Source organism: Streptomyces sp. NPDC005576 (assembly GCF_042871745.1).
Lineage (GTDB): Bacteria > Actinomycetota > Actinomycetes > Streptomycetales > Streptomycetaceae > Streptomyces.
In genome coordinates this window covers 18,378-41,392 of sequence record NZ_JBIAJC010000026.1, presented here as the reverse complement: position 1 = coordinate 41,392, position 23,015 = coordinate 18,378, and the positions used below count along the sequence as shown (strand labels likewise).

General features: G+C 70.1%; 22 protein-coding genes. 9 read left to right on the top strand and 13 right to left on the bottom strand.

From position 1 onward, the window contains the following. Positions 1-459: 459 nt before the first annotated feature. The gene (locus tag ACFYPN_RS31795; protein ID WP_358763575.1) at positions 460-1,689 is read left to right on the top strand and encodes a ParA family protein; all 1,230 of its coding nucleotides are present in this window, start codon (positions 460-462) and stop codon (positions 1,687-1,689) included. Then, positions 1,686-2,729, top strand: a complete 1,044-nt coding sequence (locus ACFYPN_RS31790; protein ID WP_358763572.1) for a ParB/RepB/Spo0J family partition protein — start codon at positions 1,686-1,688, stop codon at positions 2,727-2,729. The genes ACFYPN_RS31795 and ACFYPN_RS31790 overlap by 4 nt, the downstream gene beginning before the upstream one ends. A 365-nt stretch (positions 2,730-3,094) precedes the next feature. On the opposite strand, the gene ACFYPN_RS31785 is transcribed toward ACFYPN_RS31790, so the two are convergent. The 4 genes from ACFYPN_RS31785 to ACFYPN_RS31770 all read right to left on the bottom strand — a co-directional run bounded on the left by ACFYPN_RS31785 (position 3,095) and on the right by ACFYPN_RS31770 (position 7,626). After that, positions 3,095-4,036: an MFS transporter gene (locus ACFYPN_RS31785; protein WP_358763570.1), complete on the bottom strand. Its 942-nt coding sequence runs from the start codon at positions 4,034-4,036 to the stop codon at positions 3,095-3,097. After that, positions 4,033-5,538, bottom strand: a complete 1,506-nt coding sequence (locus ACFYPN_RS31780) for an FAD-dependent monooxygenase (RefSeq protein WP_389303102.1) — start codon at positions 5,536-5,538, stop codon at positions 4,033-4,035. The genes ACFYPN_RS31785 and ACFYPN_RS31780 overlap by 4 nt, the downstream gene beginning before the upstream one ends. A 103-nt stretch (positions 5,539-5,641) precedes the next feature. Further along, entirely contained in the window at positions 5,642-6,481 is an 840-nt protein-coding gene (locus ACFYPN_RS31775) for an amidohydrolase family protein (RefSeq protein ID WP_389303100.1), read from the bottom strand. Beyond that, the gene (locus ACFYPN_RS31770; protein WP_389303097.1) at positions 6,478-7,626 is read right to left on the bottom strand and encodes an alpha/beta hydrolase; all 1,149 of its coding nucleotides are present in this window, start codon (positions 7,624-7,626) and stop codon (positions 6,478-6,480) included. The genes ACFYPN_RS31775 and ACFYPN_RS31770 overlap by 4 nt, the downstream gene beginning before the upstream one ends. Before the next feature lie 151 nt (positions 7,627-7,777). Here ACFYPN_RS31770 and ACFYPN_RS31765 point away from each other — a divergent pair, with 151 nt between their 5' ends. After that, entirely contained in the window at positions 7,778-8,506 is a 729-nt protein-coding gene (locus tag ACFYPN_RS31765; RefSeq protein ID WP_389303095.1) for a TetR/AcrR family transcriptional regulator, read from the top strand. A 31-nt stretch (positions 8,507-8,537) separates the two neighbouring features. Here ACFYPN_RS31765 and ACFYPN_RS31760 read toward each other — a convergent pair whose 3' ends face one another. Next, positions 8,538-9,410, bottom strand: a complete 873-nt coding sequence (locus ACFYPN_RS31760; RefSeq protein ID WP_389303092.1) for an AAA family ATPase — start codon at positions 9,408-9,410, stop codon at positions 8,538-8,540. On the opposite strand from ACFYPN_RS31760, the gene ACFYPN_RS31755 reads away from it, so the two are divergent. Genes ACFYPN_RS31755 through ACFYPN_RS31735 form a run of 5 tightly spaced genes read left to right on the top strand, consistent with a single transcriptional unit; the run spans position 9,318 to position 14,676 of the window. After that, entirely contained in the window at positions 9,318-10,307 is a 990-nt protein-coding gene (locus ACFYPN_RS31755) for a site-specific integrase (RefSeq protein ID WP_389303090.1), read from the top strand. The two genes, ACFYPN_RS31760 and ACFYPN_RS31755, sit on opposite strands and share 93 nt — an antisense overlap. Positions 10,308-10,311: 4 nt before the next feature. Then, on the top strand, positions 10,312-10,821 hold the full coding sequence (locus ACFYPN_RS31750; RefSeq protein WP_389303087.1) for a hypothetical protein: 510 nt from the start codon (positions 10,312-10,314) through the stop codon (positions 10,819-10,821). Further along, entirely contained in the window at positions 10,818-12,560 is a 1,743-nt protein-coding gene (locus tag ACFYPN_RS31745) for a hypothetical protein (RefSeq protein ID WP_389303084.1), read from the top strand. Before ACFYPN_RS31750 ends, ACFYPN_RS31745 begins: the two co-directional genes overlap by 4 nt. After that, positions 12,557-13,636, top strand: coding sequence for a hypothetical protein (locus ACFYPN_RS31740; RefSeq protein ID WP_389303083.1), 1,080 nt, complete (start codon positions 12,557-12,559; stop codon positions 13,634-13,636). The genes ACFYPN_RS31745 and ACFYPN_RS31740 overlap by 4 nt, the downstream gene beginning before the upstream one ends. Further along, positions 13,591-14,676 carry a hypothetical protein gene (locus tag ACFYPN_RS31735; protein WP_389303081.1) on the top strand — a complete coding sequence of 362 codons (1,086 nt, stop codon included), beginning with the start codon at positions 13,591-13,593 and terminating at the stop codon, positions 14,674-14,676. Before ACFYPN_RS31740 ends, ACFYPN_RS31735 begins: the two co-directional genes overlap by 46 nt. A 237-nt stretch (positions 14,677-14,913) precedes the next feature. On the opposite strand, the gene ACFYPN_RS31730 is transcribed toward ACFYPN_RS31735, so the two are convergent. The 8 genes from ACFYPN_RS31730 to ACFYPN_RS31695 all read right to left on the bottom strand — a co-directional run bounded on the left by ACFYPN_RS31730 (position 14,914) and on the right by ACFYPN_RS31695 (position 21,681). Beyond that, on the bottom strand, positions 14,914-15,063 hold the full coding sequence (locus ACFYPN_RS31730; protein WP_389303079.1) for a hypothetical protein: 150 nt from the start codon (positions 15,061-15,063) through the stop codon (positions 14,914-14,916). A 103-nt stretch (positions 15,064-15,166) separates the two neighbouring features. After that, positions 15,167-15,862, bottom strand: coding sequence for an NAD-dependent epimerase/dehydratase family protein (locus tag ACFYPN_RS31725; protein ID WP_389303076.1), 696 nt, complete (start codon positions 15,860-15,862; stop codon positions 15,167-15,169). 69 nt (positions 15,863-15,931) lie between these two features. Further along, complete coding sequence (locus ACFYPN_RS31720) at positions 15,932-16,819, bottom strand: helix-turn-helix domain-containing protein (protein ID WP_389303073.1); 888 nt, start codon at positions 16,817-16,819, stop codon at positions 15,932-15,934. A gap of 87 nt (positions 16,820-16,906) precedes the next feature. Then, positions 16,907-17,977, bottom strand: a complete 1,071-nt coding sequence (locus ACFYPN_RS31715; RefSeq protein WP_389303071.1) for an alpha/beta hydrolase — start codon at positions 17,975-17,977, stop codon at positions 16,907-16,909. Between the two features lie 327 nt (positions 17,978-18,304). After that, a complete protein-coding gene (locus ACFYPN_RS31710) occupies positions 18,305-18,487 on the bottom strand; it encodes a hypothetical protein (RefSeq protein WP_389303068.1) in 183 nt (60 codons plus the stop codon). Then, positions 18,484-18,834 (bottom strand): hypothetical protein, encoded by a 351-nt coding sequence (locus ACFYPN_RS31705; RefSeq protein WP_389303065.1) that lies wholly within the window; start codon positions 18,832-18,834, stop codon positions 18,484-18,486. Before ACFYPN_RS31705 ends, ACFYPN_RS31710 begins: the two co-directional genes overlap by 4 nt. 320 nt (positions 18,835-19,154) lie before the next feature. After that, a complete protein-coding gene (locus ACFYPN_RS31700) occupies positions 19,155-20,531 on the bottom strand; it encodes an IS1380 family transposase (protein ID WP_389303063.1) in 1,377 nt (458 codons plus the stop codon). Between the two features lie 517 nt (positions 20,532-21,048). Further along, positions 21,049-21,681: a ScbR family autoregulator-binding transcription factor gene (locus ACFYPN_RS31695; RefSeq protein WP_358763541.1), complete on the bottom strand. Its 633-nt coding sequence runs from the start codon at positions 21,679-21,681 to the stop codon at positions 21,049-21,051. Positions 21,682-21,828: 147 nt separating this feature from the next. Here ACFYPN_RS31695 and ACFYPN_RS31690 point away from each other — a divergent pair, with 147 nt between their 5' ends. Further along, entirely contained in the window at positions 21,829-22,836 is a 1,008-nt protein-coding gene (locus ACFYPN_RS31690) for a ScbA/BarX family gamma-butyrolactone biosynthesis protein (protein WP_358763539.1), read from the top strand. The last annotated feature ends 179 nt before the right edge of the window (positions 22,837-23,015 follow it).

Below are 23,015 nucleotides of genomic sequence, written 5' to 3'. Positions count from 1 at the left end.
CCGCCCTTCATGACGACCGACATACTTTCCGCTTGGTGCGGCACAGCCGACCGACGTCTCCGCCTGCGCCTGTTCATGATGTTCACGCAGGCACGGTCGCTACAGCTTGTGTTGTTGCGGTGCCGGGTAGTACTGAACCACTGAGGAGGAGCGCCGACGCGGCAGCCGCTCCGGCGACTTCGGGGTCGCTCCGTTGGCAGGCGCCCTGCACCAGGCTGTTCACGCCTTCAAAGGCTCGAGAGTGGTCGCGGTCGAGTCGACTGCCGATGGGTCGTCACTGTTGCGCGTGCGGTGCGCACGTTGGAGCCCTGCGCCGATTATTACGCCGTAATAATCGGCGCAGGCGGAGCGAGATGCAGGGCGCGGCATGACGCCGTAGTACCGGTACTGACGGCACGTCACTCGATGAACTAACGTGTTGCTTCGCCTGAAGATCTTGAACGTTAGTAAGGTGTCCTCATGACATCGCCACTTCCCGGCGACCGCGAGAAGGTCGTCTCCAAACTCCCCGCCGGACTGCAGCAGGACCTCAAAGTCCGAGCGGCCCAGCGCGGCATCGAAATCCAGCGCGCCGTCGAAGCCGGCATCGAGGCGTGGAGCGGGCTGGGTTCCAACCTCTCCCCCATCGATACCGCTGGCGCTAGGTCCTTCGCGACCTTCCTCCCCGCAGGCCAGTGGGAGGCGTTTCGGAGCGACTGCACCTCCCGGGGGGTGTCCCTCATTCAAGGGCTCGCGCAGTCCGTGCAGATGTGGTTGGACACCAACCCTGCTCCCGACATCGAGCGGCCCGTCATCACTCGCCGCATGATCATCTGCAATCAGAAGGGGGGCGTGGGGAAAACAGCCATTACGGCCGGTGTCGGCGAAGCCCTAGCCGAAGACTCCAACGCTCTCCACCCGGTGCGGATCGCGAAGCAACTCGCCGCGGCCTCGGGAGAGGACAGCCCTCTCGATGTCGAAAATCTGCCGGGCCCCGGACTCCGTGTCCTGCTCGTCGACTTCGACCCACAGTGCCACCTCACGAACCAGCTCGGCGCCGCACCGCTCTCCATGGACGGCGACAGCCTCACCAACCACATGGCCGGCGATCCGAAGGGCGATCTTCGCGACCTGATCGTCACGGTCGACGAAGAGCGGTTCGGCGGGCGTCTCGACCTGCTGCCGGCGTGCAACGACGCCTTCCTCCTCGACGTCCGTCTATCGGCAGTGCGTGCTCGCGAAGCCGCTCTTGAACGGGCCCTCGCCCCCCTCGAAGCGGACTACGACGTCATCATCATCGACTGCCCGCCCAGCCTCGGCCTCAGCATGGACGCCGCGGCCTACTACGGCCGCCGCCGAGACAACGAAGCGCCCGGCCAGTCCGGCGCCCTCATCGTCGTCCAGGCCGAAGACAGCAGCGCCGACGCCTACGAACTTCTCACCAGCCAGTTCGACGACCTCCGTAGCGACCTCGCTATCGACATCGACTACCTCGGCATCGTCGTCAACCTGTACGACTCCCGACGCGGATACATCGCCACGTCATCCCTCGAGGGCTGGATCGACATAAAGGATCCGAAGGTAGTCGGACTCATCGGAGACCTGAAAGAGCAGAAGGAAGCAGTACGCGTGAAGCGGCCCCTCCTGTCGTACGCCCCCCGCAGCCAGCAGGCCGTCGCCATGCGCGCACTCGCACGGGAGATCTCATGAGCAAAGCCAGCCAGCTCGGTGCCGGCCGCTTCGGCCAAACGCAGCAGATCAGCGCCCGGCGAGCCGCCATCAACGCGACCACTGCGGCACCGACAGAAGGTGCACCCCTGCCCGTCCGGCTTCCTGTCACCGCCATCAGCCTCAACCCGGACAACCCGCGATCAGAGCTCGGCGACCTGAGCAGCCTCGCGGCGAGCCTCCGCGACCACGGGCAGAAGACCGCCATCAGCATCATGGGACGCGTCGCCTACCTCGCGGGCAACCCCGACCGGGAGAACGACCTCGAACCGGGCACCAAGTACGTCGCTATCGACGGCAACTCGCGCCTGGCCGCAGCCCGCGAGGCCGGGCTGGCCGAGATCAAGGTGATGGTCGACGACGACCTCGGCAGCAACCCAGACGAGCTCCTTGAGTCTGCACTCGTCGCGAACGTCCATCGCCAGGACCTCGACCCCCTCGACGAAGCACACGCTCTCAACCAGCTCCTGAAAGTTCACCGCACGCAGGAAGCACTCGCCAACCGTCTGCACCGATCTCAGGGATGGGTGTCCCAGCGGCTGTCGCTGCTCTCGCTGACCCCCGAACTCCAGGACAAGCTGAAGTCCGGGGAAGAGCCCGCTGCGCTGCTGCGCCGAGTCGGGAAGAAGAAGCCAGCCGAGCAGAACGCGCACCTCGAGAAGCTGAAGCGGCAGGAGAGCCAGAACAAGACCGCTCGGTCCAGCACGACAACGGCCGCGCCGGAGCAGTCGCCCGCGCCGCCAGCACCGGTGGAGCAGTCTCCACCCAGCGAACCAAAAGCGCCGACGGAAGGGGGCCCGGATTATTACGCCGTAATAAATGGAGGCGGAGACACCCCTGATGGAGGCGAGGACGTTCCCACCCAGCGGTCGGCCGAGCTGGTCCGGCTTCCTTCGCATGACCCGGAAACTCTGGTTGGCTACATCCTTGCCGAGCTCGACGTTGAGGCATGGCGGAAGGTAACGGAGCTTCTGGTGGACCGCAAGATCGCTGAGAGCAAACGTGCGAAGGGCCTCGCGTAGGCCCATCGGGCGAATTCCTTCCTCTGGCCCCGCCTCCCGTTTCCGCAGTGGGGCGGGGTCCTCTCTGCGCATGGTCGGCTTCGGCCACACCTGGTCGAGTCGAAGGGCCTACAGTCACTCACGGCCCGGGCCGTACCCGTTCACGCTTGGCACAGCAGCATGGGCAGTGAATGACCTGTCCCGTGTAGGCCGGAAGGACGAACGAGGCATCCCGGCGCCCTCGCCAGCGTCGGGAGACAGCTCGAAGCCACAGCGGATCCAGATACGCAAGAAGGCCGGGCCCCGCCGCAGACGAGCGCGGGGGAGCCGGGCCTTCGGTCTGTCAGGTCCCGATCCGGTGCAGGGCCGTGGTGGTCACGGGCTCGCTACTGCGCGGGCGTCGGCCAGGAGCGCGGCAACGTCGGCGATGTAGACCTCGTGGTCGTTGACGTCGAACAGGTGCGTACTTCGCGGTGACCGTGGACCCGGGCGACGGTGGGGGCACGGCCTGCGAGCTCGGTGTTGGATGGTCGGCGTCGCGAGAGGCGACCCAGGTCTGGAAGTACGCCGAGGCGCAGCAGTGCGTAGTTGGTGCCGTCGGGACGACTGGCTTCGAGGTGTACGTCGTAGGGGGCAAGGTCCATGCCGACCTCGTCAGGAGGGACAGGTTGGCGGCGGCGTGGGTGAGCATCGCAGGTCGGCTGCAAGATCCCGAGGATCGTGGTCGTCTCACAGCGCAGCCGGCCCCTGCCGTTGCAGTCGAGCTGGTGGCCGTGGAGGTAGGCCGCTGCGTGCGGTGTGTCGGGATGGACCAGAGTAATGGCCCCACCCGCTGCGCCTGCCCTACCTGGCCTTCGCCGCCCTCCTCGCCGCAGCCCTCGCCCTGGTCGCGCGCACCGGAACCCTGCGAGGGCTGCGAGTTCGGCGAGGTAGGCGGTGGCGGTGGTCAGGCCGATGGCCGCGCCGCAGGCCAGGCGGGCCGCCAGCACTCCGGCCAGCGGTGGCGAGAGCGCGAAGCCGGCGGCGGCGGCGGCCAGGTTGACCAGCAGGGCGGCGGCCAGCACCGGGCGTCGGCCGTACCGGTCGGAGAGGTGGCCGCCCAGCAGCAGGGCGGCGATGACGCCTGCGGCGTAGGCGGCGTAGACCGCGGTGACGGTGAACGTCGAGAACCCCCAGTGCTGCTGGTAGAGGGCGTAAAGCGGTGTCGGGACGGCCGAGGACGCCATGCTGACGGCCAGGGCGAACGCCGTTGCCGCGAACGCCGCGACCGGTGTGAGTCGGCCGCCTGGGGGCGCGTCGGCGGGCCGCGGTACGTCCTGGCCGGTCATGCGGTGCGGGCGGGGGCGGCAAGAGCCAGGAAGTTCTCGATGGCGGAGGTGTCGGCGGCGCTTGCGGTGGCGGCGATGTAGCCGTCGGGGCGGACCAGGACCAGGGCCGGGCCGGCAGGCGCGTAGTGCTGCCGGAGGGCGCCGGCGGGGTCGGCGACGGCGAGGATGCGGATCTCGGCGCCGCCCGCGGGCCGGGCGAGGCCGTCGGCCGCCGGGCGGGCCTGGGTGCCCAGGGCGAGGAGGGTGAAGTGGGTTCCGCGGAACGCCTGGTGGAGGCGTCCGGTGCGGCCCTCGGTGTCGGTGTAGGCGGCGTCGGGGGCGCGGTCGCCGGGACGCGGCCCCGGGCTGCCGGCGGCGTCGGGCGCGAGGGGGCCGCCGGCGTAGGAGAGGGTGAGCTGGCGCTCCTCGTCGCCGCGCTTGGTCCCGGCCAGGGGCCGGCTGTTCATGGAGTCGTAGATCTCGCTGGAGAGTCCCAGCACGCGGGCGGCGACGGGGCGGCGTTCGGCCTGGTAGGTGTCGAGCAGGGCGTCGGGGGCACCGGCCAGCACCTGGGCGAGCTTCCATCCGAGGTTGTAGGCGTCCTGGATGCCGGTATTCATACCCTGGCCACCGGTGGGCGGGTGGACGTGGGCGGCGTCGCCGACGAGGAGGACAGGGCCGCTGCGGTAGCTCGCCGCGAGGCGGATGTTGGGGCGCCACACGGAGGACCAGTGGATCTCGCGCACGGTGATGTTGGCCCTGCCGACGAAGTCGCCGATCATCCGGGCGATGGCCTCGCGGTCGAGGTCGGCCTTCTCCTCGGGGCGGAGCTTGAGCATGAGCTGGAACGTGCCGTCGGGCAGCGGGCACAGGGCCATGAAGCGGCCGGCGTGGCGGGGCCAGACGTGCCACCGGTCGGCGGACAGCCCGTCCAGGGAGAGGTCCGCGACGATCATGCGGTCGCTCTCGTCGGTGGTGCCGGGGAAGTCGATCCCGCTGGTGCGGCGGACCGTGCTGCCGCCTCCGTCGGCGCCGACCAGGAAGCGGGCGCGGATCTGCTCGCTGCCTCCGTCGGCGCGCTCGACGGTGGCGGTGGCGCCCCGGGCGTCGGCGGTGTAGGTGGACAGCCGGATGCCGAACTTTACGGTGCCGCCGAGTTCGGCGAGCCGGCCGCGCAGGGCGGCGTCGGTGTCGTACTGCGCGACCATCAAGGAGTTGGGGTGGGGGACCTCCTCGCTCGCAGGATGCCGCTTGATCATGGTCTTGGAAACGGTCAGGGGCCCCAGGTGCAGGCCGAGCTTGGGGTACAGGCGGCTGTGCGCCTGGACGGTTTCGAGGGCTCCGAGGTCGTCGAGCACCTCCAGGGTGCGCGGCTGCACGCCCTTGGCGCGCGAGCCCTCGAAGCCCCCGTCCGCGGCGCTGATGACGCGGTGGGCTACGCCGCGCCGCCGCAGGTCGATGGCGAGCGCCAGGCCGGCGGGGCCGGCTCCGGCGATGAGAACGTCGGTGTCCGTGCTGGGCATGGGTTCCTCCTCGGATGATCGAAACTTAGTTTCGGATACAGTGTAGCCGAAACATGGTTACGCCTCCCGGCCCCTATCGCCGCAAGGGGCCGGGGAGGGGGCGTCAGTGCCAGCCGATCCAGGTCCGCAGGGCGCGGCCCATCACGAGTTCGAGGTCGCGGCCGCCCAGCCAGGGGATCTCCTCGGTGAAGGCGGTGACGCACTCGCGCCAGGTGCAGCGCATGCGCGTGATGTCGGTGCCCCAGAACATCCGCTCGGGGCCGAAGGCGTCGAAGGTGCGCCGCAGCACGTCGTGGGTGCTGCGGAAGGGGTAGGCGTCGGTGGCCATGCTCGGCACCCCCGACGCCTTGACCGCGATGTTCGGGCGGGCGGCGAGCGCCAGGAGGCCGTCGAAGTGGGCGGCGGCCTGCGGGAGGGCGAGGAACGGCAGGACGGCGAGGTGGTCGACGAGCAGGCGCATGCCGGGGAAGCGCCCGGCGATGCCGTCGAGCAGCGGCAGGTGTTCGGGCAGCACCATCAGGGCGACCGGCGCTTCGTGCCGCTGGGCGGCCTCCCAGAGCCACTCCAGGCCGCCCGAGGTCAGCGCCGCGATCGCGTCGGGGGCCGCGAGCATGAAGCGCAGGCCGAGCATGCCGGGCAGCGCCAGCAGGGCGTCCACCGAGGCCGGGCCGGCGTGCTCGTCCAGGGGGAACCAGCCGAGCGTGGCGAACCGGTCGGGGTGTCGCACGGCGGCCTCGACGGCGTAGGTGTGGGCGGCGGAGTCCCAGATCGCCGGGCAGTTGACGGCCCGCTGCACCCCGGCGGCGTCCATGCCGGCCAGCGCGTCCTCGATCAGGTACGGCTGCTGCCGGTGGTGGGGCGGGGCGCCGTCGCCCTGCCAGAGGTGGATCTGGGCGTCGACGATCTCCACGGTGTGCTCCTCGGTGCGCTCAGCGGCCGTCACTTCTCGCCCCGGGCGGCGAGGCGGGCGCGCATCCAGTCGGCGACCAGCAGGTCGCGGTCCTCGCGGTGGTTGTAGACGCAGTGGTTGCCGTCGGAGAAGACGACCAGTTCGCACTCCCCGGCCGGCACCCGCTCCAGGACCGCCTGGACCATCTCGTCCGAGACGAGCGGGTCGAGCCCGCCGTGCAGGACCAGGAGCGGGTACCCGGCGTTCGGCCCGTCGGCGGCGGGGTCCACGTCGGCCCACACCGCGCGCACCTCGTCCGCGTCCCGGCGGTCGCAGAAGGCGGCCATCTTGGTGAAGAAGGTCCCCACCTCCGGCGGGACCGCCCCGGGGGCGACGATCCCCCCGTTGTCGACACAGGCCGCGATCCGCGTGTCGGCCGCCGCCAGCGCCATCGCGAACGATCCGCCCATGCTGTTGCCGACCACCCCGATCGGCTGCCCCGGCATCCATGCCTCCACGGCGTCGAGCACCGCCCGGTAGGCGTCCAGCCACCCGTCCCCCAGGTAGACGCCGTTGGCCATCCGCGACTCGCCCTGCCCGGGGGCGTCCAGCAGGAACGCCTCGATGCCGCGCTCGGCGAGCGCCGTGCCCATCGCGTCGAAGTCCATCGCCCAGCCCTCGACGCCGCCGACCACCACCGCCGCGCCCACGGCGTCCGGGCCGGCATCCACCCGCCACCCGGTCAGCACGCCGACCCCGGTCTCCACCGTGAAGTGCTCGCGCCCCCCGGATATCCGTGCGGCCCGCGCGTACAGGTCGACCGCGTGCGCGTACACCGCCCGCCGCTCATCGGTGTCGGCCAGCATCATCACCTGGCTCATCCGCGTCAGCGCCGAGGCCCGCCGCAGGTAAGCCGCGCACGTCGGCCCCCCGGGCACTGCTTCGGCACGCTCCCGGCACGCGGACGCCAACTCGCCGGCAGCCTCCCTCCAGCCCTGCCCGTCGAGCACCCTCGCCCTGAGCTCGACCGCGTCCGAGAACTCCACCCCGTAGCCGATCAACCGCTCGAAGGAAAACTGCCGCAGCGCCGCCCGAGACTCCGGCCCCAACCCCGCCAGCACCTCTTCGGACTCCGCACGCACCCCCAGAAACCGCCGGTTCTCCACGACCGCCACCGCACCAGCGCCGCCCTTGCCCATGCTGCATCTCCCGCACCGGGCCCCCGACCCACGGCGAGGGCCATCCATGAATTTCAGCTACAACGTATCCGAAAGTGTGAGGGGTCACAATGCCCGCCTCAATCACCCGTCTCCGGCACCGGACACCAGGGCCGTAGCGGATACTGGAGCAATGCCGTCGAAGCCCCAGTCCCCGCCGCAGGCCACCCCCACGACCCCACGGAACACGGCACGAGCGGCAGCCAGGACACCCGGCCGGCCCAGGATGCCCTTCGACCGCATCCTCCTGGCCGCCCTGGAGATCGTCGACGAACAGGGAGCCGACGCCCTCACCCTCCGCGCCCTGGCCCAGCGGCTCGGATCGAGCACCGCCACCCTCTACCGGCACGTCGACAACCGCGCAGACCTGCTCGCCCACGTCGTCGAACGAGTCCTGGGCGAAGTCGTCCTCGACGAGGAACTCCTGGCCACCGCCGAATGGGCCACCGCATGCGGACACCTGGCCACCAGCCTCTTCGACGCCATCGCCCGCCACCCCAACGCCGCACCGCTCCTGAGCGCTGCCGTCCCCACCGGACCGCACGCGATGGCCTTCCGCGAACGCTGCCTGACCATCCTCCTCGCCCACGGCTTCACCCCCGCGAACGCGCGCACGCTCACCGCCGCCCTCGCCCGCTTCGTCGTCGGCTTCGCACTCCAACTCGGCGGCAGCACAGAACAACAGGACGCCGACCGCACGGCCGGCGACCGCCTGCGCCACGCCGACCCCGCTCACTACCCCGCCATCAGCCGGACCGCCGCCGAAGCCACCGTCCCCCTGACCGAGGAGTTCGCCCTCGGCCTCGACCTCCTCCTCCGCGGCATGCGCGACCTCGAGGCCGAACACTGCGAGGACCGCTAGGCCCCAAGCTCTTCGCGCTCGGGGTCTCCAGTTAGGCGCCGAGGGCGTCTGGGGATTCCGGGGGGGGGCGACGGGGGATGCCCCAGTGGGCTGCCCGGCGGATCAGGGTCGCCTGGCTGACGCCTGCCTCCTCGGCGATGTCGCCAAGGGTGCGCCCGAGGGCGGTGTACTGGCGGTCGAACCACTGGCGGGTAAGGAGGTACTGCTGTCCGAGGCGGATCTCGGCGACGCGATCGCCGCCGGCGAGGTCGGAGCCGGGCTTCCACTGCCACAGCGGCAGGATCTCCTCGCCGAACACCCGCCGTACGACCAGTAGGTCACCCAGGCCGTCCTCGTCGTCCAGGCCGAGGTCGGCCCGCCGCGTCCCGCTCAGGCGCTCCAGATACGGCAGCAGTTGGTGGAGCATGTCGGAGAAGACAATCTCGTTGAAGCCTTCGGCCAGCAGTGTCGGGTGGGAGCGGACCATCGCCGTGTGCTGCTGGCGGACCGTGTCGTCCGGCACCGTCCGGTTCGCGGGACGCGGCCGCTGGCGCTCCGTGCACATGGCAGCCGGGGTGGCGACCATGAGCGCGATGACGGGCATGCCGTGTCGTTTCGCGGCGGCGACCAGCGGCTGCCGGGCCGCCCGGGCGTTGGTCGCGTCCACGACGGTCAGCAGACGCCGGCGCATCCTCGCCTCCAGGAGGAGGTTCAAGGCGGCGACGGCGTCGGCGGTCGCGTCCTGGTCGCCGGCATCGTCTTCCCTGTTGGATCGGCTTGTTGAAGCGGATCGAGCAAGGGTGGATGAGTGTCGGGTTGGCGTACGTTCTGGGTGCTGGCAGCTCGCCGGGTGGCGGGGGATCGGGTGCCTGTTCTGGCTGAGCGGGAGGATCTGGCCGTACGTGAGGATCGCGTTGGGATTCATCCTGGGGATCCGATCCTTCTCTCTTCGGACTGCCGGATCGACGAGGTACTGAGCCACTACTTGTGCCGGTCGTCGTTCGCCCGTCTCGCACAGGAGACGAAGCGCAACTACACGGACGACTACTGCCTGTTCTTCGATTTCCTGTGGGGTCGCGGGAAGTGGTGGAGCGAGGCGTCGCCGGACGACCTGTGGGACTTCGAGGACTGGCGGACCCGCTCGCCACGGAATCCCCGCCGGGTCGGCGGGGCGCGGTGGAACCGGGGACTGGCCGCGCTCGCACGGCTGTATGAGTGGGCAGTACAGCGCGAGTACGTACTGGCGAACCCTGTGCTCATGCGTACGGTCACGGGCCGGACCGGCAAGGTAGTGCTGGTGCCGACGGCGCGGGCGAAGAACGCGCGCACGAGCGAGGTTCGCTGGCTGACGCCGCGCGCCTTCCGCCGCTGGGTGGATGTGGGTCTGCGCGGGCACGGCGCGGACGGGCTGCCGGACAGCGGGTGGGCGGGGCGGCTGGCCGACCGCAACGCGGCCTTCGCTGACCTGCTGTTTTCCTCCGGGGTGCGTCTGGGGGAGGGGGCCTCGCTGCTGACGCTGGAGGTTCCCCGTCTCCATCTGGAGGGCGGCCGGTACTACGCGGGGCGTCTGGCACGAGTGGTGACGAAGTCGAGACGGGCGCGCACGTTCTATGCCTCCTCGGTCGTGGTGGGCGAGGTCAAGGGCTATGTGGAGTCGTCACGCGCTCGGGCGGTACGGCGCGCGCAGGCGGTCGGGCCGGTACGACGGGCTGCCGATGCGGCTGGTGACGCACGAGACGGGTGGGCGTCGCCGCCTGCTTCACTGGCGGGACGGGGACGGCGTGGTGGGTCAGACGGCTCTGGCAGAGGCGACGGTGGATGAGCGGATGAGCTTGTTCATTGAGGGTCCAGCTGGTCCGGAGCCGTTGTGGCTGTGGCTGAACGAGGCCGGGCTGCCGTTGCGCCCGGCGTCTTGGGAAGGTGTGTTCCGAACGGCGAATGAGCGGTGCGAGAAGGTGCTGGCGGCGGTGATGGGCGAGCCGCCGTTTTGCACCCCGCATATGGCCCGGCACAGCTTCGCCCTGGTCATGCTCGTGGTCCTCAACCACGTGATGGATCGGCGCATGGGCCTGACGCCGGAGGAGCGGCGGGACTTCCGGATGTTGTATGGCGATCCGTGGCGGATGGTGCAGGACCTGCTCGGCCACGCCCAGCTGGAGACCACGAAGCACATCTACCTCGCTCCGGTGGCGGACCTGCAACTGCGGTCGCTGCTGGCCGACTTCCGGCCGGCCGACGGCCCACTGTCCGAGGGGGAACTGACGGAGGTGTTCGCGCGGCTGGCCCGCGAGAGCGAGGGCATTCAGGACCTGGACGACCAGCTGGTGGCCCGGTGAGCCGCCGCGGCCGCGCGGCCGCCCTGCCCGACGTCCCGCACCAGCGGCCGATGCCCTTGGTGCATGACGGCCTAGTGGTGAGCCATCGAGATCAGCAGGGCCGGGTGCGAGACTACGACTTCGGCACCTTCCCTGCCCCCGAGCCGTGGCAACGGTCGCTGGCTGTGCTGTTCGCCGCCAAGTGCGCCCCGGGCGGGGGCTGGGACAGCGTGGAGACCAGCGAGGCGAGCTGGTACCTGGTCCGGCCGTTCGGTGAGTTCGTCAGCGAGCTGAAGGCGGCGCCGCTGGACGTGGACCGGCTGAGTGCGGCGCACTGGCATGCGTGGCGGCTGAGCCTGCCGCCGAACTCGAACGGGTACAGCAAGTACGCCGCCGTCGCTGGCCTGCTCCAGCACGATGAACGGCTGGCGCGGCCGGTGCGGGAGGCCATGGCCAAGCGCTTCGCGTGGACGCCGGGCCGCGAAGAGGCCTACACGCCATCGGAGTTCACGGCCATCCGGGTGGCGGCGCGACGCACGTTCCGCGCGGCGCTGTTGCGGATCAGGGAGAACACCGAGCGCCTGGAGGCGTGGCGGGCGGGCCGGATCGAGCCGGGCTCTAGCAACTGGCTGCTGGGCGAGGCGCTGGACGTGCTGGCCCGCACCGGTGACGTCCCCGTGTATGACAGGCGGCGCACGGTCCGCCAGCGCTACCGGACCGCGCTGGTGGGTGGCTCGGCGCCGTACACGTGGGGGCGGCTCTATCTGAGCCGCAAGGAGTCAGCCGCGCTGGCCGTGCTGATCGTCGCGGAGTTCGGCCTGAACGCCACGACGCTGTCTGAGATGCCGGTGCCCAAGGCGCTGGCGAGCACTGCGGAGGTAGGGATGCCGGTCTACCGGTTGCGGCTGGAGAAGCGGCGCCGCGCGGGGCACCGCGGCCGGTTCGAGAGCCGCAACGTGACCGACTCCGGCGCCGACTCCTCGGGGCGTGTGATCACCGAGGCCCTGGAGGCGACCGCACACGCCCGGGCCCTGGTGGGCCAGCTGGATGCGGATGTCGACCGGCTGCTCATCTGGCGCCAGACTACCCCGCACGACGGCCAGGGGTATCGAAGGGCGGTGCGGATCGGCCCGTTCGGGCTGGGGGTGGACGAGCTGGCCGGTGGCGCCTGGGCTCGCTCGGTGGGACTGCGGGGTTCCCCGTTGCGGCGGCTGCGCAAGACGGTGAACGTGCTGCACCGTCGCGAGCCCGGGCAGAACAGCCAGGACACCCACGACAGCATCTACGTCGTGGGTGAGCCGCAGGCCCAGCAGGCGGCGGTGCCGATCATCGCCGACGGCGCGCTGGAAGCGGTGGATGCCGCCCGCCGCACTGTCTTCACCGCCCGCCTCACCCCGGAGGCGGGGGAGGCTGGAGACCGGCAGACGGTGACCGCGGGCTGCGCGGGCTGGGAGTACAGCCCGTTCAGCCCGGCCGGGCAGGGCTGTGCCGCCTCGTTTTTGCTGTGCACGGCTTGCCCGAATGCCCGTGTCACGCCCGCCCATCACCCGCGTCTGGCCCACCTGCTCAATGCCTTGGAGCACTTGCGCGGCGTGGCGGAGCCGGGCATCTGGCAAGCGGACTGGGCGGATGCTCATGCCCGGCTGACCGACCTGCGCGGCCGGCTCGGCGAGCCGGTGTGGCAGGCGGCGCGAGAGGCCGTCACCGCATCCGACCGCACGGTCATCGACCAGCTTCTGCAAGGTAACTTCGACCTGTGACCGCACTGACTGCTTTGCCTGCTGAACTGCCGGCCCTGCCCTTGTGGGATACGCCGGTCGTCGCACCGTCGCTGGTCCTGGCGCCCGGCCCCGTGCCGGTGTCGATCTACGCCGACGAGGTATGGTCGCTGGCCCCGCTGGTCGCCAATCCCAGCGCCGCTCGGCCCGGGGTGGACTGGTCACGTTTCCCGGCTTCGATGCTGCCGCAGGTCCAGCCGGCCGCCTGGATGATGATCAACACTTCGCTGCCGGCGAGCGTGTTGGTCGGCCATCCAACGTGGCACTCTCGCCTGGGCCCTGCCGGGATCCACCAGAGCGTGCTGTGCTGGCAGCGCTTCTGCGCCTGGCTGCACCAGCGGGGTGAGCGAGGTCTGCACGCTGTCACCGAAGAAGTGTGGGTCTCATGGGCCGGACATCTGGCCCGGCAGCCCGGCGCCAGCCGCGGCAACGTCACCAAGGTCCTGGTGGCCCTGACCCGGCTGTGGGCGTTCGATACGGCCGGTCCCGCTCCGAGCGGGATGGCGATGCCGCCCTGGCACCGTCTCGGCGTCGACGACCCCCGCACGCCCAGCGCCGGGCGGGGCGAGAACACCACCGAGCCCATCTCGCCCGCCACCATGGGGCCGCTGCTGATCTGGGCCCTGCGCGTGGTCGACGACTTCTCCGACGGCATCCTCACCGCCTGGGAGGAAAGCCGACGCATCGCCGACGCCGCCCTGTGTACGCCGGCCACGCCGGAGTCGAAGGCCCGGCTGAAGAGCTTCTTGCAGGACCTCATCGACCGCGGCCAGCCGGTGCCGTCGAGGCCCAACGCCAGCTACCGCCACGCCCTGGCCAACACCTACATCGCTGCCCGGGTCAGCTGCCCGTCCACGCAGGTCAACAGCCTGCTCAGCACCGAGCTGTGGCAGCACCTGCTCGCCTACGTTGACGCCAACCCCGGCCCCTGCCCCTGGTCACGCCGATCACCGGGCGCATCGACGGCGAGCCCTGGACGGCGTTCATCGACTTCACCGAAACCCGCGAGCTCATGCGGCATCTGGGAACCGCGTGCTTCATCGTGGTGGCCTACCTGACCGGGATGCGCCCGGCCGAAGTGCTCGGCCTGCAGGCCGGCTGCTGCCCCGAGGCCGCCTCCGGCCAGCACCTGATCTACGGGCGCAAGTTCAAGAACGCCTTCGACGAGGATGGCAACCACCACTTAGCCGGGCGACTGCGCGAGGTCCCCTGGGTGGCCATCCCGCCCGTCGTCCGCGCGATCCACGTGCTGGAAAGCCTCGTCCCGGCCGAAGGGCTGCTGTTCGATGCGGCCGTGCACACCTTCGTGACCGTCCCCACCCACAGCACGGCCTCCCTGCGCTTCACGGGCCTGCACTCACGTATCGAGGCCTTCGCCGCCTGGGCCTCCGGTCTGGCCCGGACCCTGGGGCGGGACAGCGAAGTCGTCCCCGACGACCCACACGGAGCGATCGGTCTGGCCCGGTTCCGTCGCACCCTGGCCTGGCACATCGCCCGCCGCCCGGGCGACCTGGTGGCGCTGGCCATCCAGTACGGGCACATGCGCACCGCGGTCAGCAGCGGATACGCCGCTCGCGGCCGTGACGGCATCCACCAACTGCTGGACATCGAAACCGCCCGGGCCACCGCCGACACCCTCACCAACCTCCACGACGACCTCGCTCACGGGGCGGGCATCTCCGGTCCAGCCGCGCGCCGCGCGATCCACGCCGCGGCGCAGACGCCGGCCTTCGCCGGGTCGATCCGCACCCACCGCCAGGCCCGCGACATCCTCGGCAACCCGGCCCTGACCGTCTACGACAACCCGCGCTCCTTGCTGATGTGCGTCTACAACCGGGAGCGGGCGCTGTGCCACCGCCTGGACGCCGATGACGCCCCGCGGCTGGACCGCTGCCGGCCGTCATGCGCGAACATCGCGCGCACTGACCACCATGCCGCCCAGCTCCTCCAGCACGCCCAGAGCCTGGAGAAGCAGGCCGCCTCCGAGACGGCTCCCGGCCCCCTCTCTGACCGCCTCGCCCATCGAGCCACGCAGCTGCGTGCGCTGGCTGACCGCCACAAGCACGACCGCGTCCACACGCAGGAGCCGACCTCATGAGCCCAGCCCTCGACGAACGCGACCGCATCCGGGCGGCGATGGACCGCATCCTGTCCGGCCATCCCAAGCACTCCAACGGCGCGCTGACCATCGTCGCTCTCGCACTGGAGGCCCAAGTTCCCCGCAACGCGCTCACCCAGCGCCACCCGGACCTGAAGAACGAGTTCTACGGCCAGGTCCGCGCCCGCGGGCAGACTCCCGAAGCGGCTGCGCCAGCAGGTCCGGCGATTGAAGGAACTACGGGCCGCGGATGCGGAAGAGATCACCCGGCTCAACGCCGACGTCGAAGCGCTGGTAGGCGCTCTGCACCAGTCCACCGTGGAGAACCGTGTGCTGCGCCAGCAGCAGGTCGATGCTGTCGGTGTGGTCCGGATACTGCCCACACAACCCCGCACCGGACTGGGTCACGGAGAGCGCCGGACCTCGTCGAACACAGATGACCGCTTGTGAGAAATCGGTGTGCGAGGCACCGGTCGCGGGCGGGTGCGAGCTATGCCTTGGTCGCCCGGGCAGGCGAGTAGCTGAGCGAGAGGTCGTTGATGTCGCCGTTGCGCAGCACGGAGGGGCTCGTCCCTTCGGCGTGGGTGACGGCGAGCATGGCGCGGCCGATGGCTCGGGTGGTGGTGACGTAGCGGGGGGCGGCGCGTCGCAGGAGCGGGTAGAGCCCTGCGGTGATGCGGTACACCGTGCGGTACAGGGGGGTGCGGGAGACGGCTCCGTCGACGGGCTGGACGTATCCGGGGCGGAACACGTGAGCGCTTATCGGCAGGGCGAGGAGTTCGTTCTCGGTGCGGCCCTTGACCCGTGCCCACATCTGACGGCTCTTCTCCGTGGGGTCGGTGCCCTCGCCGGAGACGTAGCAGAAGGTGAGGGCAGGGTTGGCAGCGGCAAGGGCGCGGGCGGCTGCGAGGGCGTAGTCGCGGGTGACGCGCGTGTACTCGTCTTCCTTGCGGCCGACCGCCGAGACGCCCAGGCAGTACAGGCAGGCGTCCAGACCGTGAAGCTGTTCCTGGATAGCGGTGTAGTCGGTGAAGTCGGTGTGGGCGATCTGCCGCAGTTTGGGATGAGCGATGTCCAGGGGGCTGCGGACGACGGCGAGCACCTCGGTGACCTGCTCGTCGAGAAGGCTGGCGCGCAGCGCGCCGTGTCCGATCATGCCGGAGGCCCCGAAGACGATGATGCGCATGGATCTTCCTTCTGTGCGGTCGGTGATCGACGAAGGGCTTTTCACTGGGTCAGCCGTCGGCGGGCCGGGTCATGCCTCTGTCGTCTTTTCGGCGTTGTCGCGGGCGGGCGCGGCCGCGATCCAGGAGCTGAGGATGCGGAACTTCTCCTGGGTGGCGGAGCCGGGCGGGGCGGACCAGGTGATGAGCTGCTGGTCAGGGTCTCCGGCCCACTGGAAGGCGTCCCAGTCCAGGGTGAGGTCGCCGAGGTCGGGGTGGTGGACGGTCTTGGTGCCGAACTCCTCGCGGGCGACGTGGCGGGCGGCCCACCACTGACGGAACTGCGCATCGACGACCGACAGCTCGCCGACCAGGGAGGTGAGCTGGGGGTCGGTGGGATTGTCGGCGGCCTGCATGCGCAGCAGGGCGACGCCGGCGCGGGCCATGGCTCCCCAGTTGTCGTAGTAGTCCTTCATCCGGGGGTCGGTGAACAGCATCCGGACGTAGTTGCGCTCCTTGGGGAGCTTCTTGTCGACGTCGAGCAGGAGGGCCGCGGCGAGCGGGTTCCAGGCCAGGATGTCGAGGTACTTGCCCACCACGAACGCCGGCGTGTCGGTCAACTGGTCCAGCAGGCGCTGGATTTGCGGGCGCACCGGTGTCGTGCGCCGCTTGGGCAGGGTGCGGCGTTCGGCCTGGCGCGCGAGGCTCTCGGCGTAGGCGCGCTCGTCGGGGGTGAGGCGGAGGGCGTGAGCGATGGCTTCGAGGACGGGCTCGGACGGGGCGAGCCGTCCCTGCTCGATGCGGGCGTAGTAGTCCTGGCTGATCGCCACTCGCGCCGCGACCTCTTCACGTCGCAGTCCGGACACGCGGCGACCGCCCGGCTCTCCCGGGTCGAGTCCCAGGTCGACGGGGTTGAGCTCGCTGCGGCGTGCCTTGAGGAACTGGCCGAGCTCTTCCAGATGCGGGTTCTTCGCGTTCACGTCTCTCACTGCCTCTGAGGGGGCGTGCCCGGAGACGGAGGACCGTCCCGGGCACGCCGGTGCGGATCAGGCGGACGCCCGGAGGGGTCAGGCGGCCTGTCCCTGGGTGAGGTGGGTACGGAAGAACCGGCTCACGTTCGCGACGGCGTTGTCCATCTGCTTCGGCGAGTCGTAGTAGTCGTAGTGGTTCCCGTCGGACCACACGAGCTCCTTCTCGTCGCGGACGGCGTCGTGGAGCGCCTTGGCGTTGTCGGGCAGCGCGCTCTCGTCGGAGTGCACAACGATCGTCGGAGTCATGACGGACGACGCCTCGCCCAGCGCGTCGAAGGCGAGCCAGTTCGTCCACGACGAGACGTCCATCTCGTTCTTGTACTGCGGAACGTTGCCCCGCGCCTCGTTGTCGTAGTAGTCGAAGGCGCCCTCGACGGGGATGTAGTTGGCCGCGTTCGGGTCGGTTTCGCTGTAGACCGTGATGGTCGTCGCCTCGCCGGTCTCCTCGTACTTCTTCCTGGCTGCGGCCGCCTGATCACGCCGCGTAGCCATGCCGTCCTCGCCGTAGGTGGCGGTGAAGACGTCCTCGTTGACGAGGAACCCGGCGATCGTCGCCATGCCCTTGAGGCGCGGGTCCTCGGCGGCGAGGTAGACCGCGTTGCTGGCCGAGGTGCACACGCCGACCATGCCGACCGCGTCCACGTAGGGCAGATCGGTCAGGTAGGTGACGGCCGCCTTGAGGTCGCTGAGCTTCTCGGCGGGCGACTCGTACTGACGCGGCTGGCCCTCGCTCTCGCCGTAGTGGGCGTAGTCGAAGCTGAGGGCGACGAAGCCCTGCGCGGCGAACTTCTCGGCGTAGGTCCCCGCCATCTGCTCCTTGACCGAGGTGAACGAGCCCTGCACGATCACCGCCGGGTAGTGGCCGTTCTCGTCGAGGTCGTCCGGGGTGAACAGGTTGCCCACCAGGGTCAGACCGTCACGGTCGAAGGTGATCTTGCGCTTCACGCTGTACTCCTCGGTCGTTGCGTTCCCCGCGCCGTCGAAGCCGTCACCGGTGAGGTCGACAGGATGCCGGTGTGGGCGTTCGTCGGCCCGCGGGGGGCGGCTGGTCCGGCTGTTGCCCGGATGCCACGTTTCGAGAGTGCCCCCGGTGCAGCTTGTCCACAATGGGAGGGATCTTTCCTAGGCACCTGACCAGCGACGACACGCCGGGCGGCCCGCCCGACGGGGCTGAGAACGGGTTTGCCGGCACGAGGGACTCCGCTGCTTGCGCATGCCCGTCAGAAGCACCGAGGTCATCGTTCTCGTCGGAGCGGACCGTAGCCCCGTACGACGCCGTACTCATCCCTGTCGGATGGGCGAGGTCCTACTCCTCCGGCCGACAAAGGCCGCGCCGGCCCCGATCGGTTCTTGAGCACAGCCAGTTCTGCCCACCGTCATCGTCGAGTCCAGCGGTGTCCGGCGCAGCGTGCACAGGGCGCCGACGACGCGACGCTAGCTCAACACGCTGAACTTGACAGAGAAGTCGTCGCTGACGGCTTCCCGCAGCGCGTCCAGGGACAGGACCCGCGAGGCGGGCCAGGTGTTCGCCAGGGTCGTCTTCCCGGCACCGGCGGGGCCGATGAGGACCACGAGGCTGCGCTCGGGCATCGGCGGGTAGCAGGGCAGCTCGGTCATGTGAGATCTCCTTGTGGGTGGAGGGCGCGGGCAGCCCGGTTCATGCGCTGCCCGGCGTTGCCGGTGAGCAGGGCGGCGGCCTCGCGTAGGGGGCAGGAGGCGTCACCGTCGCGGTCGGGTTTGGTCTGCTCCGCCCGGCGCGCGGCGGCGGTGACCAGCTGCGCGAGCATCGGATCGAGGCCGCCGGGGACGTCGACGTCCTCCTGGAGCTCGCGCAGGATCGCGGCGAGCTCCGGGCCGTCGACGTCGTCGGCGCTCAGGTCGTCCTCGATCTGCTGGAGGGCGAACTGGGCGATGCCGACCGAGGCGCGCACCCGGTCCAGGCGGGTGCGGGTGCGGCCGGTCACCGCGTGGTGGCTTTGGTGGTGGCGAGCAGCGCGGCGACGGTCTCCCAGCCGTGGTGCCAGGCGGAGTCCAGGTGGAACGCGCCTTCTCTGAACTATGTGGCTCACCTTGGCTGAACACCGAGCACGGATGCGGCGCCCTTTGCGGCCAATGCCGTTAGCCTCGATCTTTCGTGATGGGCCGCCGACGGAGTCGGTGGCCCATTTCGTTGCTTGTGGCTGCAGTTGGGCAGGCCGGGGGCCCGAGTGTCGTGTCGGGTGGACGCCGGGTTCCACTGCTCCGGGTTGGAACGTTCTGTCGCAGGGATGGGTGGATCTGCTGCTCAGCCGGGGTTCGGGAGCACCTCGAGACGCGCGATCGCGTTCGTGATGACGTCGGTCCAAGGCCAGTGGCGTGCGAATCTCAGGTGGCGGCGGCGGCCGGTCGTGATGATCTGTGCGGCGGCGGAGAAGAGGCGGAGTCTCAGGCGGCGGGGTTCCCACCTGCGGGTCTCACCGGTCAGGGCGAGCATGGGCATCCAGGCCAGCAGTTCCAGGGCGATCTGGACGATCTCCAGCCAGATCCGGTTCTGTGCCGTCTTGTGCAGGGGCAGGTTGCGCAGACCGGTGGCGCGGGCTGCCCGGATGCGGTCCTCGGCCCGCGCCCGCTGCCGGTGCCGCAGCTCGAGTGCGGCGACCGGAATCTCCGTGGTGTTGGTGGCGAACGCGGTGAGCCGCAGCCCGTCGGCGTCGGTGAACCGCAACTGGGCTCCGGGGTGCGGACGTTCTTTGCGGACGATCAGCCGCATTCCTGTCGGCCAGCCCTTGAGTGTTCCGCCGTCGAGTTCGGCGACCCATGCTCCGTGCCGGATCTCGCCGTCGGGTTCGACGGCCGGGGTCCACGCCGTGGCGGGAACCCTGCCGACAGCCTGGTGGATGGTGTCCGTGATGGTCATGCCGACCGGGTACGACAGCCACCTGCCGCGCTGGGCGAGCCAGGCGGTGAACTCGTGGGTGCCGCCGGCGGAGTCGGTGCGGATCAGCGTGCGGCATCCACGCCGGTACTGTTTCGGCAGCTGGGCCAGGGCGAGCTGGGTGGCGGTGATGTGGTCGGCGGCGGTGTTGCTGCCCGCGTTGCCGGGCCTCAGCAGGGCGGCCACCGGCTCTCCGGTGCCACCGCATCCGTGATCCACGAAGCCCATCAGTGGGTGGTGTCCGAAGGTCTTCTTCCAGGTCGCGGTGGCGTCCTGCTTGTCGGAGTGGGCCAGCACCAGCACCCCGTCCAGGTCCACGGTCACCTGCCCGGTGCTGTCCGGCGAGGAGGCTCCGGCCAACTTCCATACCCGCTTGCGCACTTCGGCCCGTGCCGACCGGATCGCGGCCAGGGCCTTCGGGCCGGCCGCGGCCAGGGTGTCGATGAGCCGGGAGACCGTGGGGTCGGAGGCCACCGGGCCGAACACGGCCGGCTCGGCCCGCAGCGTCCCCACGTCGGCAAGGCAGTCCCCGCCCAGCGCGACCGCGAGGGCCACATCCATCAGAATCTTGCCCGGATCGTGCACCGCCCGAGCCTTCCGCCATGGCGACAGCGCCGCTGATATCGCGGTGTCCAAACCGGCCTTGCGGACGGTCTCGACCAGCAGCACGCCCCCGGCCTGGGAGACCACCGCCCGGCCGCCGCCCTCAATGCGGACACGCGGGTACGACCCGATAAGGTTCTTCACCTGAGAAGTGCTTCTTTCCACGGCACGATCTGGACCCTCGACAAGTCCTATCGTTCCAGGTCAGGAGCACTTCTCGCTTTCTCGATCATGCTTCGGACAGCCCACCTCGTGACAGCCCGAGGCTAAGCCGCGAAGTAGGAGTACGTCACGCTCTCCTGCGGGAGGTCGCGCGGGAGGCAACCCGAACCGCCCACGGAGATTTGTGGGAACGCTCTGGGACTTTCGGCTGCGTCAAGAGGCGCGAAGAGGGAGATAACCGAAAGGCCATTTCCCCAGGTCAGAGCCAAGCAGTCGATCGTTCCCGCAAGTCGGCTGAGTGACTGGTCCCTTCCGGAACGCCTTCGGCACAGTGCCGTGCCCCTGGGAGACGAGGGGCACGGCATTTCCGGATGCCTGACGAGCCGCGTGGGAGAGGTCGCCGTGCGGCGGCACCCCGGCACCGTCGGCAGCGGCGTGGCGCCGAGGCGCACTCGCGCGCGGGGCCGAGGGACTTGGACCGAGAGGGCGGCTTTGAGGCTCAGACCACGGGCTCCGCGAAGTCGCGTGATCCCTCGGGCAGGGCCTTGGCCACGACCTCCGGCGTCACGATGCCAGGGAGGATCTGCCGCCACCAGTGGGTCAGGCGCTGGTGGAGGTCGCGGTGTCCCGTCGTGACGTAGGAGAGGATCTGGATACCGGTGAAGGAACCCACCACGCTGGCCGCCACGTCCTCCGGAACCAGTTCCGCCCGGAGTTCCGAGGCGCCCTGGGCGCGCGCGAGGTCCCGGGCGAAGGCGCGCAGCCACCAGTTGTACATGCCGGAGTCGTCCGGCTGGAACATCCGCTGCTCCACGGTGAGCCGTATGCTCGCGCGGAACAGGACATCGGTGCGGAGCCGATGCGCGAGCTCGTGCGTGAAGTCGATGACCTGCTGCATGGGCGACGCGGAGGAGTCGCGGGCTCCGAGGGAGGCTTCGGTCTGGGCGGCCATGACGCCCTTGGCGATCTCCTCCTTCGACTTGAAGTGGAAGTACATGGCTCCTTTCGTGATGCCGCTGCGCTCCTGGATCTCGTTGATGCTCGCAGCCGCGTAACCGCGCTCGTCGAAGACTTCGGCCGCCCCCACCAGCAGTTTCCGCCGCGTTTCGATGGCTCGTTCCTGTCGCGTCATCCTGTTGTTCCCTAGTTTCCGGGAGATTTCAATCCCCTGAGGAGGCCGAATTGTTACTCAAAAACAAACCATACGTTAAGTATTATTGCTCTGGTCCGGCGGCCACTGAGCGCCGCCTGGGGATGCACCGCAGACGGGAGTCGTGACATGCCGGTTGCCCTCACCCCTACGTCCGCCCTCACCTCCGAACCCACGGTCCAACTCGCCTTCGAGCGGACCGCTTCGCGCCACCTGGTACACCGCCGCGCCATAGGTGAGGTATTGCTCACCGATGGCTGGATACGCCTGGCCGCACACCGCTTCAGGGTGGGGGCCCAGTGGTCGCGCGGGCACGGCTTCTACGGACCGATCGATGATCGCTGGCATGATCCCCTCCTGGCCGCCGAGAGTATCCGCCAGACTTCCTCTCTTGTCAGCCATGTCTTCTACGACCTGCCCCGGGACCACCCGACCCTGATGACCGAACTGAGCATCGACCTTGACCCGAGCGCTCTCCGCCTCGACGACCGGCCCGTCGACGTCGAACTGGCCATCGACTGCTCCGACGTGACGCTGCACGGGGACCGGCTCGCCGGAATGACCATGGACGTGGGACTGAGCCGGGGCGCGACGTATATGGGACACGGCCGGATGGTGTTCAGTTGCATGCGCGGTTCCGTCTACAGGAGGCTGCGAGGTTCGTACGCCGACATGCCCGTCCACGCGCCCGCCCCACCCGAACCCGTGTCCCCGCGAGAGGTGGGCAGGGCCGCCGAGGCCGACGTGGTGCTCGGCCGGCCGCTGGGGAGCGGCGGTGCGTCGGGGAGCAACGGTGCGCCGGGCCGGGCCGAGGGGGCGTGGCCGCTGCGCGTCAACCGGGCGCACCCGACTCTCTTCGACCATCCCACCGACCACGTGCCGGGAATGCTCCTCCTGGAAGCGGCGAGGCAGGCGGCGTACAGCCTCGGCGGCCCCGGCGCGGTGCTGGTGCACGCGATGCGCAACCGTTTCCACCGGTACGTCGAGTTCGACACCCCCTGCCTTGTGCGGGCCTGGACCCCCGGACCCCGGGGCGGCCCAGGCCCGTTCGAGGTGCGGGTGGCGGCCGAGCAGAACGGTGCCGTCGCGTACGAATGCGTCCTAACGGTCCACGCCGCCTCGACGCCCCCGGGCTGATCGCGACGCCCTCTCGGGCCGAAGGGCCGCCACGCCCCCCGTCGCGACGCCGCGACGCCGCGACGGGGAATGGTCGCCACCGACGGGTCCTGATCCGGTCCGGTCCCGGGCCGCCGCCCGTCGGCGGGCGACCCCGAATGTGACGCAGGACACCCCGGAGGCACCCTGTCCCGTATACA

What these genes read in the sequence shown, in the direction of transcription:
- ACFYPN_RS31790 (WP_358763572.1), top strand. Translation starts at nt 1,686, where the DNA reads ATGAGCAAAGCCAGCCAGCTCGGTGCCGGCCGCTTCGGCCAAACGCAG.
- ACFYPN_RS31695 (WP_358763541.1), bottom strand. Translation starts at nt 21,681, where the DNA reads ATGACGCGACAGGAACGAGCCATCGAAACGCGGCGGAAACTGCTGGTG.
- ACFYPN_RS31765 (WP_389303095.1), top strand. Translation starts at nt 7,778, where the DNA reads ATGCCGTCGAAGCCCCAGTCCCCGCCGCAGGCCACCCCCACGACCCCA.
- ACFYPN_RS31770 (WP_389303097.1), bottom strand. Translation starts at nt 7,626, where the DNA reads ATGGGCAAGGGCGGCGCTGGTGCGGTGGCGGTCGTGGAGAACCGGCGG.
- ACFYPN_RS31725 (WP_389303076.1), bottom strand. Translation starts at nt 15,862, where the DNA reads ATGCGCATCATCGTCTTCGGGGCCTCCGGCATGATCGGACACGGCGCG.
- ACFYPN_RS31735 (WP_389303081.1), top strand. Translation starts at nt 13,591, where the DNA reads ATGCGGCATCTGGGAACCGCGTGCTTCATCGTGGTGGCCTACCTGACC.
- ACFYPN_RS31690 (WP_358763539.1), top strand. Translation starts at nt 21,829, where the DNA reads ATGCCGGTTGCCCTCACCCCTACGTCCGCCCTCACCTCCGAACCCACG.
- ACFYPN_RS31750 (WP_389303087.1), top strand. Translation starts at nt 10,312, where the DNA reads ATGAGCTTGTTCATTGAGGGTCCAGCTGGTCCGGAGCCGTTGTGGCTG.
- ACFYPN_RS31795 (WP_358763575.1), top strand. Translation starts at nt 460, where the DNA reads ATGACATCGCCACTTCCCGGCGACCGCGAGAAGGTCGTCTCCAAACTC.
- ACFYPN_RS31760 (WP_389303092.1), bottom strand. Translation starts at nt 9,410, where the DNA reads ATGAATCCCAACGCGATCCTCACGTACGGCCAGATCCTCCCGCTCAGC.
- ACFYPN_RS31710 (WP_389303068.1), bottom strand. Translation starts at nt 18,487, where the DNA reads ATGACCGAGCTGCCCTGCTACCCGCCGATGCCCGAGCGCAGCCTCGTG.
- ACFYPN_RS31780 (WP_389303102.1), bottom strand. Translation starts at nt 5,538, where the DNA reads ATGCCCAGCACGGACACCGACGTTCTCATCGCCGGAGCCGGCCCCGCC.
- ACFYPN_RS31785 (WP_358763570.1), bottom strand. Translation starts at nt 4,036, where the DNA reads ATGACCGGCCAGGACGTACCGCGGCCCGCCGACGCGCCCCCAGGCGGC.